This is a genomic window from Xanthomonas sp. LMG 12462 (assembly GCF_009192885.1).
Lineage (GTDB): Bacteria > Pseudomonadota > Gammaproteobacteria > Xanthomonadales > Xanthomonadaceae > Xanthomonas_A > Xanthomonas_A sontii.
The window spans coordinates 1-16,462 of sequence record NZ_NMPP01000098.1; the positions used below are offsets into that span (position 1 = coordinate 1).

The window sequence follows — 16,462 nt, forward strand, 5'->3', positions numbered from 1 at the left end:
GTGCGCGTCGTAGTAGTATGGCCCCGCGTCTGCATCATCGGCCTCTCGGTGATCGCGTCGTACGCCTTGAACTCGCCGCCGAAGCGCTCTGCGCCGATCTTGGTCAGCGCCGCGGTCAGCGTGGTCTTGCCGTGGTCGACGTGACCGATGGTGCCGACGTTGACGTGCGGCTTGGTGCGCTCGAACTTACCCTTTGCCATGTCTTCTCTACCTCGTGATTCGTATTGGGGGACGAGCGAGCGGGATGCGGCGCGGATCGGGTCCGCGGCACGCATCCCGTCGCTCTAATCTCAGTTCTTCTTGATGACCGAGTCGGCGATGTTGGCCGGCGCTTCGGCGTAGTGGTCGAACTCCATCGAGAAGGTGGCGCGACCCTGCGACATCGAGCGCAGCGTGGTGGCGTAGCCGAACATTTCGCCCAGCGGCACCATCGCGTTGATCACCTTGCCCGACGGGCTGTCGTCCTGGCCCTGCAGGATGCCGCGACGACGGCTCACGTCGCCCATCACGTCGCCCAGGTAATCCTCCGGGGTGACGATCTCGACCTTCATGATCGGCTCCAGCAGCACCGGGTTGGCCTTGTTGAAGCCTTCCTTGAAGCCCATCGAGCCCGCGATCTTGAACGCCATTTCCGACGAGTCGACGTCGTGGTACGAACCGTCGATCAGGCGCACCTTGACGTCCACGATCGGGTAGCCGGCCATCACGCCGTTGGCCACCGCTTCCTGGATGCCCTTGTCCACCGCCGGGATGTATTCCTTCGGCACCACGCCGCCGACGATCGCGTTCTCGAAGGTGTAGCCCTGGCCGCGTTCCTGCGGCTCGATCTCGAGCACCACGTGACCGTACTGGCCCTTACCGCCGGACTGACGCACGAACTTGCCTTCCTGCTTGACCGCCTTGCGGATGGTCTCGCGGTAGGCCACCTGCGGCTTGCCGACGTTGGCTTCGACGTTGAACTCGCGCTTCATGCGGTCGACGATGATTTCCAGGTGCAGCTCGCCCATGCCGCGGATGATGGTCTGGCCGGACTCTTCGTCGGTGTTGACGCGGAACGAGGGATCTTCCTGCGCCAGACGGCTCAGCGCGATGCCCATCTTTTCCTGGTCCGACTTGGTCTTCGGCTCGACCGCCATCGAGATCACCGGCTCCGGGAACACCATGCGCTCCAGGGTGATGATGTGGTCCTGCGCGCACAGCGTGTCGCCGGTGGTGACGTCCTTCAGGCCCACCGCCGCGGCGATGTCGCCCGCGCGCACTTCCTTGATCTCTTCGCGGTTGTTGGAGTGCATCTGCAGGATGCGACCCACGCGCTCCTTCTTCGACTTGACCGGGTTGTACACCTGGTCGCCGGAGTTCAGCGTGCCCGAGTAGACGCGGAAGAAGGTCAGCGAGCCGACGAACGGGTCGGTCATGATCTTGAACGCCAGCGCCGAGAACGGGGCGTTGTCGGTGGCCGGACGGCTGTCTTCCTTCTCGTCCTCGTCGATGCCCTTGACCGGCGGACGGTCGCTGGGCGACGGCAGCAGCTGGATCACGCCGTCGAGCATGGCCTGCACGCCCTTGTTCTTGAACGCGGTACCGCAGTACACCGGCACCACTTCCACCTTCAGGGTGCGCTCGCGCAGACCGCCCAGGATCTCGGCCTCGGACAGGTCGCCCTCGTTGAGGTACTTGTCCATCAGGTCTTCGTTGGCTTCGGCCGCGGCCTCGACCATGAACGCGCGCGCTTCGGTGGCCTTGTCGACCAGGTGCGCGGGGATGTCGCGGTATTCGAACACGGTGCCCTGCGAGGCGGTATCCCAGTGGATCGCCTTCATCTTGACCAGGTCGACCACGCCCTCGAAGCCGTCTTCGGCGCCGATCGGCACCTGCATCGGCACCGGGTAGGCGCCCAGGCGGGCCTTCAGCTGCTCGACGACCTTGTCGAAGTTGGCGCCGGTGCGGTCCATCTTGTTGACGAACGCCAGACGCGGCACCGCGTACTTGTTGGCCTGACGCCACACGGTCTCGGACTGCGGCTGCACGCCGCCGACCGCGCACAGCACGAACACCGCACCGTCGAGCACGCGCAGCGAGCGCTCGACTTCGATGGTGAAGTCCACGTGCCCGGGGGTGTCGATGATGTTGAAGCGGTGCTGCGGCATGGACTTGTCCATGCCGGTCCAGAACGCGGTGGTGGCCGCGGAGGTGATCGTGATGCCACGCTCCTGCTCCTGCTCCATCCAGTCCATCGTCGCGGCACCGTCATGCACCTCGCCGATCTTGTGGCTGACGCCGGTGTAGAACAGGATGCGTTCGGAGGTGGTGGTCTTGCCGGCATCGATGTGAGCCATGATGCCGAAGTTGCGGTAACGCTCGATGGGAGTGGTACGGGCCACAGGGAGCCTCTCAAATTTCTTGGATTTCGGATGGCCGAACGCCGCCTTGCGGCGGCCTTCGGATTTGTGCCACGCGCAACGGCGCGGCTAGCGGCACTCAGATGGTGCCAGCGGGCCCCGTTTCCAAGGCCCGGAAGGTCACCAGCGGTAGTGCGCGAACGCCTTGTTCGCTTCCGCCATGCGGTGAGTCTCTTCGCGCTTCTTGATGGCGCCGCCACGGTTTTCCGAAGCATCGACCAGCTCGGCCGCGAGCTTGCGCGGCATCGAGTTCTCGCCGCGCTTGCGCGCCGAGTCGATCAGCCAACGCATCGCCAGCGCCATGCGACGGGAGGAACGCACCTCGACCGGCACCTGGTAGGTGGCACCGCCGACGCGGCGGGACTTGACTTCGACCGCCGGAGCGACGTTGTCCAGCGCCTTCTGCACCAGCTCGATGGCGTTGGGGTTCTTCTCGCCGATCACGTCCATCGCGCCGTACACGATCTTTTCGGCGACCGACTTCTTGCCGCTCAGCATCACCATGTTGATGAAGCGGGCGATGGTTTCGCTCCCGTGCTTGGGGTCCGGGAGAACGGCGCGCTGCGGCGTATTACCTTTACGAGACATGTGTACTTTCCCTTAGCTCTTCGGGCGCTTGGCGCCGTACTTGGAACGACCCTGGCGACGCTTGGCAACGCCGGCGGCGTCGAGCGAACCGCGCACGGTGTGGTAGCGCACGCCCGGCAGATCCTTGACGCGGCCGCCGCGGATCAGGACCACGGAGTGCTCCTGCAGGTTATGGCCTTCGCCGCCGATGTAGCTGATGACCTCTTCCTGGTTGGTCAGGCGCACCTTGGCGACCTTGCGCAGGGCCGAGTTCGGCTTCTTCGGGGTGGTGGTGTACACGCGCGTGCAGACGCCACGGCGCTGCGGGCACTTGTCCAGCGCCGGAGAGGCGCTCTTGTAGGTGGTCGCCTGCCGCGGCTTGCGGACCAGCTGGTTGATCGTCGCCATCAGTGGATTCTTCTGATTGAGGCCGTCGGGCCTGGATGCGTGAAAACGAAGGCAGGCCGAAGGACGGCCTGCCGAGACAGGAAAGTATAGCGGGCAAGTCAAAGCGCCGTCAACACAACGGAATTTTTACTTGCTGGCCCATCCGGGGCCGGAATACGGGGCGCTTCCGCTGCGCCCCCTTTCGCGTGGTAGACCGGCGCCGCGGGCGGGACCGGTCCGGCGTGCTGCTTACTCTTCGCTGCCGGCAGCCGCCGGGGCGGAGGTCTCGACCGCCGGCTCGGCGCTGCCGCCGGACAGGGTCTGCATCTCCGACTCGGTCAGGCCGCTGGCGTTGCGGCGGCGCGTGTTGTGGTACGCCAGGCCGGTACCGGCCGGGATCAGGCGACCCACGATCACGTTTTCCTTCAGGCCGCGCAGCGTGTCGCTGGTGCCGCGGACCGCCGCCTCGGTGAGGACGCGGGTGGTCTCCTGGAACGACGCGGCCGAGATGAACGACTCGGTCGCCAGCGAGGCCTTGGTGATGCCCAGCAGCACCGGCTCGTACTTGGCCGGCAGCTCGTTGCGGGTCACCAGGCGGGCATTCTCCTCGATGACGCGCTGGCGCTCGGCCTGCTCGCCGTTGAGGAACTTGCTGTTGCCCTGGTCGGTGATCTCGACCTTGCGCAGCATCTGCCGGGTGATGACCTCGATGTGCTTGTCGTTGATCTTCACGCCCTGCAGGCGGTACACGTCCTGGATTTCCTTGACCAGGTACGCGGCCAGCGGCTCGACGCCCAGCAGACGCAGGATGTCCTGCGGGCTCGGCTCGCCGTCCACCACGGTTTCGCCCTTGGCCACGTGCTCGCCTTCGAACACGATGATCTGGCGGTACTTCGGGATCAGCTCTTCGTGCTCCGACCCGTCGGTGTCCTTGATGATCAGGCGCTGCTTGCCCTTGGTGTCCTTGCCGAAGCTGATGATGCCCGAACGCTCGGCCAGGATCGCCGGATCCTTCGGCTTGCGCGCTTCGAACAGGTCGGCCACGCGCGGCAGACCACCGGTGATGTCGCGGGTCTTGGACGCTTCCTGCGGGATCTTGGCGACCACGTCGCCCACGCCGACCGGCGCGCCGTCCTGCAGGTTGACGATCGAGCGCGGCGGCAGCAGGTACTGCGCCGGCAGATCGGTGCCCGGGATGGTCAGGTCGTTGCCCTTGGCGTCGACGATGCGCACGATCGGGCGCAGGTCCTTGGCCTGGGTGCCGCGACGCTTCGGATCGGTGATCTCGCGCGAGGCCAGGCCGGTCAGTTCGTCGGTCTTCTCGATGACGGTGACGCCGTCGATGAAGTCGATGAAGCGGATGAAACCGGCCACTTCCGACACGATCGGGTGGTTGTGCGGATCCCAGTTCGCCACCGACTGGCCGGCCTTGACCGCGTCACCGTCCTTGGCGGTGATGGTGGCGCCGTACGGCAGCTTGTAGCGCTCGCGCTCGCGGCCGTGGCCGTCGAGCACCGACAGTTCGCCCGAACGCGACACCGCCACCAGCGAACCGTTGGCGTGCTCGACCGACTTGAGGTTGTTGAACTTGATCGAACCGGTGGTCTTGACCGTGATGTTGTCCACCGCCGCCGCACGCGAAGCCGCGCCGCCGATGTGGAAGGTACGCATGGTCAGCTGGGTACCCGGCTCGCCGATCGACTGCGCGGCGATGACGCCGACCGCTTCGCCGATGTTGACCAGGTGGCCACGGGCCAGGTCGCGGCCGTAGCAGCGCGCGCACACGCCGAACGCCGATTCGCAGGTGATGGTCGAGCGGACCTTGACCGACTGCACGCCGGCCTCTTCCAGCTTGGCCACCCACTGCTCGTCGAGCAGGGTGTTGCGGGTGACGATCGGATCCTCGTCGTTGCCCGGCAGGAACACGTCCTCGGCCACCACGCGGCCGAGCACGCGGTCGCGCAACGGCTCGACCACGTCGCCGCCTTCCACGATCGGGGTCATGGTCAGGCCGTCGGTGGTGCCGCAATCCGGCTCGGTGATCACCACGTCCTGCGCCACGTCGACCAGGCGACGGGTCAGGTAACCGGAGTTGGCGGTCTTCAGCGCGGTATCGGCCAGACCCTTACGGGCACCGTGGGTGGAGTTGAAGTACTCCTGCACGTTCAGGCCTTCGCGGAAGTTCGCCTTGATCGGCGTCTCGATGATCGAGCCGTCCGGGCGGGCCATCAGGCCGCGCATGCCGGCCAGCTGACGGATCTGCGCCTGCGAACCACGCGCGCCGGAGTCGGCCATGATGTACAGCGAGTTCATCGACTTCTGGTCGATGGTCTCGCCCTTGGCGTTGACCACCTTCTCGGTGCCGATGGTGTCCATCATCGCCTTGGCGATGCGCTCGTTGGTGCGCGACCAGATGTCCACGACCTTGTTGTAGCGCTCGCCGGCGGTGACCAGACCGGACTGGTACTGCTCCTGGATTTCCAGCACTTCCTGCTCGGCTTCGCCGAGGATGCCCTTCTTCTCCGACGGGATCAGCATGTCGTCGATGCCGATCGACACGCCGGCGCGGGTCGCGTAGGCGAAGCCGGTGTACATCAGCTTGTCGGCGAACACGACGCTGTCCTTCAGACCCAGCTGACGGTAGCTGGAGTTGATCAGGCGGCTGATGTTCTTCTTGGTCAGCTCGGTGTTGGCCAGCGCGAACGGCAGGCCTTCCGGCAGGATCTCGGCCAGCAGCGCGCGCCCGATCGTGGTGTCCACGATCGAGGCCTTCTTGGTGCGGTTGCCGTCCTCGTCGATCACCGTCTCGGTGATGCGGACCTTGACCTTGGCGTGCAGTTCGACCGCACGGTTGTCGTAGGCGCGCTTCACTTCGGCGATGTTGGCGAAGACCATGCCCTCGCCCTTCTTGTTCTCCAGCGCGCGGGTCATGTAGTACAGACCCAGCACCACGTCCTGCGACGGCACGATGATCGGCTCGCCGTTGGCCGGCGACAGGATGTTGTTGGTGGACATCATCAGCGCGCGCGCTTCCAGCTGCGCTTCCAGCGACAGCGGCACGTGCACGGCCATCTGGTCACCGTCGAAGTCGGCGTTGAACGCGGTGCAGACCAGCGGGTGCAGCTGGATCGCCTTGCCTTCGATCAGCACCGGCTCGAACGCCTGGATGCCCAGACGGTGCAGGGTCGGCGCACGGTTCAGCAGCACCGGGTGCTCGCGGATCACCTCTTCCAGGATGTCCCAGACCTCGGCTTCTTCGCGCTCGACCAGCTTCTTGGCGGCCTTGATGGTGGTGGCCAGGCCGCGACGCTGCAGCTTGGCGAACACGAACGGCTTGAACAGCTCCAGCGCCATCTTCTTCGGCAGGCCGCACTCGTGCAGGCGCAGGGTCGGGCCGACCACGATCACCGAACGGCCGGAGTAGTCCACGCGCTTGCCGAGCAGGTTCTGGCGGAACCGGCCCTGCTTGCCCTTGATCATGTCGGCCAGCGACTTCAGCGGGCGCTTGTTGGTGCCGGTGATGGCACGGCCGCGACGGCCGTTGTCCAGCAACGCATCGACCGATTCCTGCAGCATGCGCTTTTCGTTGCGCACGATGATGTCCGGCGCGTTCAGCTCGAGCAGGCGGCGCAGGCGGTTGTTGCGGTTGATGACGCGGCGGTACAGATCGTTCAGATCGGAGGTCGCGAAGCGGCCGCCATCCAGCGGCACCAGCGGACGCAGATCCGGCGGCAGCACCGGCAGCACGGTCATCACCATCCACTCCGGACGGTTGCCGGACTCGATGAAGGCCTCGATCAGCTTGATGCGCTTGGTCAGACGCTTGAGCTTGGTTTCCGAACCGGTGCTGGCGATCTCTTCGCGCAGGCGGGTCATCTCCGACTGCAGGTCGATGGTGCGCAGCAGTTCGTACACGGCCTCGGCGCCCATGGCGGCGTCGAAGTCGTCGCCGTGCTCCTGGCGCGCGGTCAGGTACTGTTCTTCGGTCAGCAGCTGGCGGCGCTCCAGGGCGGTCAGGCCCGGCTCGGTCACCACGTAGGCTTCGAAGTACAGCACGCGCTCGATGTCGCGCAGGGTCATGTCCAGCATCAGGCCGATGCGCGACGGCAGCGACTTCAGGAACCAGATGTGCGCGACCGGCGAGGCCAGGTCGATGTGGCCCATGCGCTCGCGGCGCACCTTGGCCAGGGTCACTTCGGTGCCGCACTTCTCGCAGACCACGCCGCGGTGCTTCATGCGCTTGTACTTGCCGCACAGGCACTCGTAGTCCTTGATCGGGCCGAAGATGGCGGCGCAGAACAGGCCGTCGCGCTCGGGCTTGAAGGTCCGGTAGTTGATGGTTTCCGGCTTCTTCACTTCGCCGAAGGACCACGAACGGATCAGGTCCGGCGAGGCCAGCGCGATCTTGATCGCGTCGAAGTCCAGCGTCTGGCGCTGCTGGTTGAAGAGGTTGAGCAGGTCTTTCATTTGATTTCTCCGGGAATCGGGAATAGCGAATAGGGAATCGTTGGAAGCGGAGAGGCGGGACAGGAAACGCCGGCGGCCTGTGGGCAAACGCCCGGGCGGTTTCCTAGTCCCGACTCCTCATTCCCTGCCCTCAGTCTTCCAGTTCCATGTTGATCGCCAGCGAGCGGATTTCCTTCACCAGCACGTTGAAGGACTCCGGCATGCCGGCGACCATCTCGTGCTCGCCGTCGACGATGTTCTTGTACATCTGGTTGCGGCCCTGCACGTCGTCGGACTTCACCGTCAGCATTTCCTGCAGGGTGTAGGCCGCGCCGTAGGCTTCCAGCGCCCAGACTTCCATTTCGCCGAAGCGCTGGCCGCCGAACTGCGCCTTGCCGCCCAGCGGCTGCTGGGTGACCAGCGAGTACGGGCCGGTGGAGCGCGCGTGCATCTTGTCGTCGACCAGGTGGTTCAGCTTCAGCATGTGCATGTAGCCCACCGTGGTATGGCGATCGAACGCCTCGCCGGTGCGGCCGTCGTACAGCTGGGTCTGGCCGCTGATCGGCAGGTCGGCGAGTTCGAGCATGTGCTTGATCTCGGCCTCGGTGGCACCGTCGAACACCGGGGTGGCCATCGGCACGCCGTCGGTCAGGTTCTTCGACAACGCCAGCAGTTCCGCGTCGCTGAACTGGTCCAGATCCACGCGGTCCTCGCCCAGCTTCTGGTCGTGGTTGTAGATCTGCGCCAGGAACTTGCGCAGGTCGGCGACCTTGGCCTGGGCCTCGAGCATGTTCTGGATCTTGCGACCCAGGCCCTTGGCGGCCCAGCCCAGGTGCACTTCCAGCACCTGGCCGATGTTCATACGCGACGGCACGCCCAGCGGGTTCAGCACGATGTCCACGGTCTCGCCGTTGGCCATGTACGGCATGTCCTCGATCGGCTGGATCATCGACACGACACCCTTGTTGCCGTGGCGACCGGCCATCTTGTCGCCGGGCTGGATGCGGCGCTTCACCGCCAGGAACACCTTGACCATTTTCAGCACGCCCGGGGCGAGGTCGTCGCCAGCGGTGATCTTGCCGCGCTTGTCGGCGAAGCGACGCTCGAACTCCTTCTCGTGCGCCTGGATCTGCTTCTGCGCGCGCTCGATCGCCTCGGAGGCGTCCTCGTCCTTCATGCGCAACGCGAACCAGTCGGACTTCTTCAGGCCGTCCAGGTAGGCGTCGCTGATGGTGTCGCCCTTCTTCAGGTTCGGACCGCCGTTGGCGACCTTGCCGATCAGCTGGCCACGCAGACGCGCATAGATCGCGCTCTCGAGGATGCGGAACTGGTCGTCGAAGTCCTTCTTGACCCGCTTGATCTCGTTTTCCTCGATCTGGCGGGCGCGCTTGTCCTTCTCGATGCCGTCGCGGGTGAATACCTGCACGTCGATGACGGTGCCGTCCATGCCCGGCGGCACGCGCAGCGAGCTGTCCTTCACGTCCGAGGCCTTCTCGCCGAAGATCGCGCGCAGCAGCTTCTCTTCCGGGGTCAGCTGGCTCTCGCCCTTCGGCGTGACCTTGCCGACCATGATGTCGCCGGCGCGCACTTCCGCACCGATGTACACCACGCCGCTCTCGTCCAGACGGTTCAGCGCCTGCTCGGACACGTTGGGGATGTCGGCGGAGATTTCCTCCGGTCCCAGCTTGGTGTCGCGCGCCACGCAGGTCAGCTCTTCGATGTGGATCGTGGTGTAGCGATCCTCTTCCACCACGCGCTCGGAGAGCAGGATGGAGTCTTCGAAGTTGTAGCCGTTCCACGGCATGAACGCGATCAGCATGTTCTGGCCCAGGGCCAGCTCGCCGATGTCGGTCGAGGGGCCGTCGGCCAGCACGTCGCCGCGCGCGATCACGTCGCCCACGTTGACCAGCGGACGCTGGTTGATGCAGGTGTTCTGGTTGGAGCGGGTGTACTTGATCAGGTTGTAGATGTCGACGCCGGCGTCGGTGCCGCCGCCGATCTCGGCCTCATTGACCTTGACCACGATGCGGCCGGCGTCGATCTGCTCGATCACGCCGCCACGGCGGGCGTTCACGGTCACGCCCGAGTCGCGCGCCACGGCGCGCTCGATGCCGGTACCGACCAGCGGCTTCTGCGCACGCAGCGTCGGCACGGCCTGGCGCTGCATGTTCGCGCCCATCAGTGCGCGGTTGGCGTCATCGTGCTCCAGGAACGGCACCAGCGCGGCCGCGATCGACACGGTCTGCATCGGCGACACGTCCATGAAGTGCACTTCCGCCGGCGGCTTCAGCAGCGACTCGCCCTGGTAGCGGCACGGCACGAACTGCTCGGTCAGGCGGCTCTTGGCATCGTGCAGCGCGTTGGCCTGGGCGATGACGTACTCGTTCTCTTCGATCGCCGACAGGTATTCGACTTCGTCGGTGATCTGGCCGTCCACAACCTTACGGTACGGCGTCTCGAGGAAGCCGTACTGGTTGGTGCGGGCATACACCGCCAGCGAGTTGATCAGGCCGATGTTCGGGCCTTCCGGCGTTTCGATGGTGCAGACGCGGCCGTAGTGGGTCGGATGCACGTCGCGCACTTCGAAGCCGGCGCGCTCGCGGGTCAGACCGCCCGGACCCAGCGCGGAGACGCGACGCTTGTGCGTCACTTCCGACAGCGGGTTGTTCTGGTCCATGAACTGCGACAGCTGCGAGGAGCCGAAGAACTCCTTGATCGCGGCGGCCACCGGCTTGGCGTTGATCAGTTCCTGCGGGGTCAGGCCTTCGGACTCGGCCATCGACAGACGCTCCTTGACCGCGCGCTCGACGCGGACCAGGCCCACGCGGAACACGTTCTCGGCCATTTCGCCGACCGAACGCACGCGACGGTTGCCCAGGTGGTCGATGTCGTCGACCACGCCGCGGCCGTTGCGGATCTCGGTCAGGACCTTGATCACGTCCAGGATGTCGGAGCTGTCGGCGTGCTCGGCGACCAGGCGCTTGGACTCCTCGTCGTTGCGCTCGCCGAAGTACTTCTTGTCGTACAGCACCGACTCGCCGGTGACTTCCTTGCGGCCGACACGGCGGTTGAACTTCATGCGGCCGACCGTGGACAGGTCGTAGCGCTCGAAGGTGAAGAACAGGTTGTGGAACAGGTTCTGCGCGGCGTCCTTGGTCGGCGGCTCGCCCGGACGCATCATGCGGTAGATCTCGACCAGCGCCTCGAGCTGGGTCTTGGTCGGATCGATGCGCAGGGTGTTGGACAGGTACGGGCCGCGATCCAGGTCGTTGACCCACAGCGTGCCCACGGCATCGACGCCGGCCTTGCGGAACGCGGTCAGCTGATCTTCGCTGATTTCGTCGTTGGCGCTGGCCAGCAGTTCGCCGGTCGAGGCATCGACCACGTCGTGCGACACGATGCGGCCGACCAGGTACTCGTCGGGCACGGCCAGCGCGGCGATGCCGGAGGCTTCGAGCTGCTTGACGTGGCGCGCGGTGATGCGCTTGCCGGCTTCGACGATGACCTTGTCGCCGTCGGCCAGATCGAAGTTCAGGGTCTCGCCGCGCAGGCGCTCGGGCACCAGCTCCAGCTGCACGCCTTCCTTCGGGTCGATGTGGAAGGTGTTGATCTCGAAGAACTCGGACAGCATCTCCTCGTTCGAGTAGCCGAGCGCGCGCAGCAGGATCGACACCGGCAGCTTGCGGCGGCGGTCGATACGGGTGAACAGCGCGTCCTTCGGGTCGAACTCGAAGTCCAGCCAGGAGCCGCGGTACGGAATGATGCGTGCGCTGTACAGCAGCTTGCCCGAGCTGTGGGTCTTGCCGCGGTCGTGGTCGAAGAACACGCCCGGCGAACGGTGCAGCTGCGAAACGATGACGCGCTCGGTGCCGTTGACGATGAAGGTGCCGTTGTCGGTCATCAGCGGGATTTCGCCGAGGTAGACCTCCTGCTCCTTGACGTACTTGATCGCCTTGGTCGAGGACTCGCGGTCGTAGATCACCAGGCGCACGGTCACGCGCAGCGGCGCGCCGTAGCTCATGCCGCGCTGGCGGCATTCACGCTCGTCGAACACCGGTTCGCCGAGCTTGTAGCCGACGTACTCCAGCGCCGCGTTGCCGCTGTAGCTGGAGATCGGGAACACCGATTTCAGGGCCGCGTGCAGGCCGTGGTCCGAACGCTTGTTCGGGTCGGTGTTCTCCTGCAGGAATTCGCGGTAGGAATCCACCTGGATGGCGAGCAGGAACGGCACTTCGAGGATCGAGCGCTGCTTGCCGAAGTCCTTGCGGATACGCTTCTTTTCGGTGAACGAATAAGACGTCATGAGGTATCACCTTGGCTGATGCGGGCCACGCGTCCGCGGCCCTGAGTGAACATAAATTGTCAGTTGGAAGTCGCTGGTATTGCCGGCACCAGCACGCCTTCTCCCGCTACTTCCAACTACCAACTCGGTGGTGAAGCGGGGACTGGGGAATGGAGAAAGGGGAATCGTGGAGCGCACGTAGCGTGGCTGTTCCGATTCTCCATTCCCGATTCCCGGTTCCCGCCTGAAACGGCCAAAGGCCGGGGGCTTTCGCCCCCAGCCTTCAGTGCATCGCCTTGAACGGCTGGCGATGCAAGGGACTGCTTACTTGACTTCGACCTTCGCGCCAGCGGCTTCCAGGTCCTTCTTGAACTTGTCGGCGTCTTCCTTCGACACGGCTTCCTTCAGGACGCCGCCGGCCTCGGTGAGGTCCTTGGCTTCCTTCAGGCCCAGGCCGGTGATGGCGCGGACGGCCTTGATGACGTCGACCTTCTTGGCGCCGGCATCGATCAGGATGACGTTGAACTCGGTCTGCTCTTCGACCGGGGCGGCGGCCACGGCCGGACCGGCAGCGGCGACCGGGGCGGCGGCGGAGACGCCGAACTTGTCTTCGATGGCCTTGACCAGCTCCATCACTTCCATGAGGGTCTTTTCGGCGATTGCGTCGACGATCTGCTCGTTAGACAGGGACATTGTGATTACCTTTGGAATTTTTTCTGGATGAGGTTCTAGTGAACCGTTTCAGGTGTCGCGAACTTAAGCCGTTTCGGCCGGGGCTTCCGCTTCGGCGTCGGCGGGCGCGGCGTCGCCGCCACCCTGCTTGTCGCCCACGGCCTTGACCGCACGGGCGAACATGCTCGCCGGCTCGGCCAGGACGCGTGCCAGCATGGCCAGCGCCTGCTCGCGGGTCGGCAGCGACGCCAACACCTCGAGATGAGCGGCCGGATACAGCTGACCACCCAGCGACACGACCTTGGCCTGCAGCTTGTCGTTACCCTTGGCGAATTCCTTGATCAGACGACCGGCAGCGCCGGGTTCTTCCGTCGAGAACGCATACAGCAGCGGACCGACCAGCGCGTCCTGGACGCACTCGTATTCGGTACCGGCAACGGCACGCGCGGCCAGGGTGTTCTTGACAACACGCAAGTACACACCGGTTTCGCGCGCCTTCTTGCGCATCGCGGTCATTTGCGAGACCGTGATGCCGGCGTACTCGGCAGCAACCAAGGAGTGGGCCTTCGCGGCGACGTCGGCCAGTTCGGCGACGACTTCTTGCTTCTGGGACAGATTGAGAGCCATTGCACTCCTCCGTTAAAGCCGGGAGTTGAAATGCGCGACCTGGGATGCGTCAGGAGCGATACGCCGCTCTTGCCAATCCCCAATCCCGAATCCCGAATCCCTGCTTCAAACTTACTCCGCTCGCGGCTCCTGCCGCTTGCGGTCCTGGGCGGCCTCCATCCTGGATGCCGGGGATGCCGCATGGCATCCCAGTTGGTGGCCGTTCCAGACCTGGAGTGAGCGCGCCCGGAACACCGGGCTGGCCTGCACCAGAAAAACTCCAGAAAGGCGGCACCATCTACGCCGGCTGGCCCCGAGGGGCTGATTAAGCGATCCCGCTGTACCGACGGCGACTCCTTGCCGTGTCGAGCTTCCGTGCCCGTCGTCGGTGTGCGCAGACCGCGCCTGCGGTCTTTGACGGCTTCGCGTCGGGTTGCCCCGGGCGACGCCTTCAAAAGGGTGACACCGGCGCCGCACCTGTCGGGCGGCGCCGTGTTGCGATTACTTCAGGGACAGCGAAGCCTGATCGATGGTGACGCCCGGACCCATGGTCGAGCTCACCGAGATCTTCTGCAGGTAGGTGCCCTTCGAGGTCGCCGGCTTGGCCTTGACCAGGTCCAGCAGCAGCGCCTGCAGGTTGCTCTTCAGCGCGTCGTCTTCGAAGCTGGCCTTGCCGATGGTGCAGTGGATGATGCCGGCCTTGTCGGTGCGGTAGCGCACCTGGCCCGACTTGGCGTTCTTGACCGCTTCGGCCGGGTTGGCGGACACGGTGCCGACCTTGGGGTTCGGCATCAGGCCGCGCGGGCCCAGCAGGGTGCCCAGCTTGCCGACGACGCGCATCGCGTCCGGGGTGGCGATGACCACGTCGTAGTTCAGGTCGCCGCCCTGCATCTTCTCGGCCAGGTCGTCCATGCCGACGGCGTCGGCACCGGCGGCCAGCGCCTCATCGGCCTTGGCGCCGGCGGGGGCGAACACGGCCACGCGCACGCTCTTGCCGGTACCGGCCGGCAGCACGGTGGAACCGCGCACCTGCTGGTCGGACTTCTTCGCGTCCACGCCCAGGCGCACGGCCACGTCGACGGCTTCGACGAACTTGGCCTTGCTGGTGGTCTTGACGATCTTCAGCGCTTCGTCGATCGAATACGCCTTGCCCGGCTGCACGGCAGCACGGATCGCTTTCTGTCGCTTGGTCTGTGCCATTGCTTAACCCTCCACCGTCAGGCCCATGCTGCGGGCGGAACCCGCAATCGTGCGTACCGCCGCTTCCAGCTCCGCCGCCGTCAGGTCGGCTTCTTTCGCCTTGGCGATCTCTTCGAGCTGCTTGCGGGTCACCTTGCCCACCTTCTCGGTGTTCGGGCGCTTGGAGCCGGAGCTGACGCCCGCGGCCTTCTTCAGCAGCACGCTGGCCGGGGTGCTCTTGGTGACGAAGGTGAAGGTACGGTCCGAATAGGCCGTGATGATGACCGGAGTCGGCAGACCCGGCTCCAGCTTCTGCGTGGCGGCATTGAACGCCTTGCAGAATTCCATGATGTTCAGGCCACGCTGACCCAGCGCAGGACCGACCGGCGGCGAGGGGTTGGCCTGACCGGCCTTCACCTGCAGCTTGATGTAACCGACGACTTTCTTTGCCATTTTAGTGTCTCCGGGTGCTAGCGCCTAAACCGCAGGCTCCCCATCGCGACGGGAAAATCACGTGTCCCGCCATCACGTTTTTGAAGTGCGCAGAAAGCCGCCTCGCGGCGGCTTCCGTTCTGCCCGGCGGCTTGCCTGGACAGGGAGCCGCGCAGTATAGCAGAGATTTTGGCGCCCGGCGCAGCCGCGCCGGGGCGGGCTCAGGCCTTCTCGACCTGGCCGAATTCCAGCTCCACCGGGGTGGAACGGCCGAAGATCAGCACCGCCACGCGCAGGCGGCTCTTCTCGTAGTTGACTTCCTCGACCACGCCGTTGAAGTCGTTGAACGGACCATCGGTGACGCGGACCATCTGGCCCGGCTCGAACAGCACCTTCGGACGCGGCTTCTCCACACCATCCTGAACGCGCTGCAGGATCGCATCGGCCTCTTCGTCGCGGATCGGCAGCGGACGATCGGCGGTACCGCCGATGAAGCCCATCACCTTCGGCGTTTCCTTGACCAGGTGCCAGCTTTCGTTGTCGATGCGCGGAATGCCGCCTTCGTCGTGGGTTTCGATCTGGACCAGCACGTAACCCGGGAAGAACTTGCGCTCGGAACGGCGCTTCTGGCCGGAGCGCATCTCGATCACTTCCTCGGTGGGCACCAGCACGTCACCGAAGCGCTCCTGCATCTCGTCACGCGCAATACGGTCGCGCAGCGCTTGGGCCACGGACTTCTCGAAGCCTGAATAGGCGTGAACGACATACCAACGCTTCACTGCTGCACTCTCCTCAACGGCTCACGAACCACTGCATCAGCTTCTGGATCAGGAAATCGAACCCGCCCAGCAAAAGACTCAGAATGATCACCACCACGATCACCACCCAGGTGGTGCGGATGGCTTCCTGGCGGGTCGGCCACACCACCTTGCGCAGTTCGAAACGGGATTCGGACAGGAACTCGCGGCCTTCGCGACCTTTGGCGGTCAACAGGAACACCGCGACACCGGCGACCAGGCCGGCGACCACCGCCAGTCCGCGCAGCGGACCGGACCAACTCCCCAGCTGTGCAGCACGGCTCGCATCGCCGAACCAGAACCAGACAAACAGGCCGGCGACCACCAGCAACGCAGCGATGACGTACTTGACGATATCGCCACCGACAGAGGCGGCGGGGCCTTTGGAATGCTCGATCTTGCTGTTCATCCGACTCTTGCTGCTATGCGACCGAGGTCACTGGATAGGGAGCGGCAGATTGGCACGCCAGGAGGGACTCGAACCCCCAACCTGCGGTTTTGGAGACCGCTGCTCTGCCAATTGAGCTACTGGCGTGTAGTAAGAACGACTGCACTTCCCTGAGACGGCGAAGGCGGACCGAAGGTTCCGGCCCGCCCTTCGCTGAACCCGACGGCCGTAGCCGCCTGCACCTCGTCGGATTCCGGCGGCCGAGACCGCCATCCTGCCGTCGAGCCCGGCGGCCTGCGCCGCCGGA

General features: G+C 65.2%; 12 protein-coding genes and 1 tRNA gene. All 13 read right to left on the bottom strand.

Annotation, left to right across the window (positions count from 1 at the left end; all coding sequences use genetic code 11):
• Window positions 1–200: GTP-binding protein (locus CEK69_RS19910; protein WP_255424834.1), on the bottom strand; the 200-nt coding region annotated here is incomplete at its 3' end.
• A 90-nt stretch (window positions 201–290) separates the two neighbouring features.
• The gene (gene fusA, locus CEK69_RS19915; protein WP_010341333.1) at window positions 291–2,381 is read right to left on the bottom strand and encodes an elongation factor G; all 2,091 of its coding nucleotides are present in this window, start codon (window positions 2,379–2,381) and stop codon (window positions 291–293) included.
• 138 nt (window positions 2,382–2,519) lie between these two features.
• The gene (gene rpsG / locus CEK69_RS19920; RefSeq protein WP_010341334.1) at window positions 2,520–2,987 is read right to left on the bottom strand and encodes a 30S ribosomal protein S7; all 468 of its coding nucleotides are present in this window, start codon (window positions 2,985–2,987) and stop codon (window positions 2,520–2,522) included.
• A 12-nt stretch (window positions 2,988–2,999) separates the two neighbouring features.
• Window positions 3,000–3,374, bottom strand: coding sequence for a 30S ribosomal protein S12 (rpsL, locus tag CEK69_RS19925; RefSeq protein WP_003469157.1), 375 nt, complete (start codon window positions 3,372–3,374; stop codon window positions 3,000–3,002).
• Window positions 3,375–3,602: 228 nt separating this feature from the next.
• Entirely contained in the window at window positions 3,603–7,820 is a 4,218-nt protein-coding gene (rpoC, locus tag CEK69_RS19930; RefSeq protein WP_017908394.1) for a DNA-directed RNA polymerase subunit beta', read from the bottom strand.
• Between the two features lie 130 nt (window positions 7,821–7,950).
• The gene (rpoB, locus tag CEK69_RS19935) at window positions 7,951–12,102 is read right to left on the bottom strand and encodes a DNA-directed RNA polymerase subunit beta (protein WP_152247548.1); all 4,152 of its coding nucleotides are present in this window, start codon (window positions 12,100–12,102) and stop codon (window positions 7,951–7,953) included.
• Window positions 12,103–12,405: 303 nt separating this feature from the next.
• Complete coding sequence (rplL, locus tag CEK69_RS19940; RefSeq protein ID WP_010341338.1) at window positions 12,406–12,774, bottom strand: 50S ribosomal protein L7/L12; 369 nt, start codon at window positions 12,772–12,774, stop codon at window positions 12,406–12,408.
• 63 nt (window positions 12,775–12,837) lie between these two features.
• Window positions 12,838–13,380, bottom strand: coding sequence for a 50S ribosomal protein L10 (gene rplJ / locus CEK69_RS19945; RefSeq protein WP_010341340.1), 543 nt, complete (start codon window positions 13,378–13,380; stop codon window positions 12,838–12,840).
• Window positions 13,381–13,860: 480 nt separating this feature from the next.
• Window positions 13,861–14,559, bottom strand: coding sequence for a 50S ribosomal protein L1 (gene rplA / locus CEK69_RS19955; RefSeq protein ID WP_017908392.1), 699 nt, complete (start codon window positions 14,557–14,559; stop codon window positions 13,861–13,863).
• A 3-nt stretch (window positions 14,560–14,562) separates the two neighbouring features.
• Complete coding sequence (rplK, locus tag CEK69_RS19960; RefSeq protein ID WP_010341342.1) at window positions 14,563–14,991, bottom strand: 50S ribosomal protein L11; 429 nt, start codon at window positions 14,989–14,991, stop codon at window positions 14,563–14,565.
• 200 nt (window positions 14,992–15,191) lie between these two features.
• Window positions 15,192–15,749 carry a transcription termination/antitermination protein NusG gene (nusG, locus tag CEK69_RS19965; protein ID WP_010341344.1) on the bottom strand — a complete coding sequence of 186 codons (558 nt, stop codon included), beginning with the start codon at window positions 15,747–15,749 and terminating at the stop codon, window positions 15,192–15,194.
• Window positions 15,750–15,762: 13 nt separating this feature from the next.
• Complete coding sequence (gene secE, locus CEK69_RS19970) at window positions 15,763–16,176, bottom strand: preprotein translocase subunit SecE (RefSeq protein WP_152247550.1); 414 nt, start codon at window positions 16,174–16,176, stop codon at window positions 15,763–15,765.
• 50 nt (window positions 16,177–16,226) lie between these two features.
• Window positions 16,227–16,302 (bottom strand) — tRNA-Trp (locus CEK69_RS19975).
• Between the last annotated feature and the right edge of the window lie 160 nt (window positions 16,303–16,462).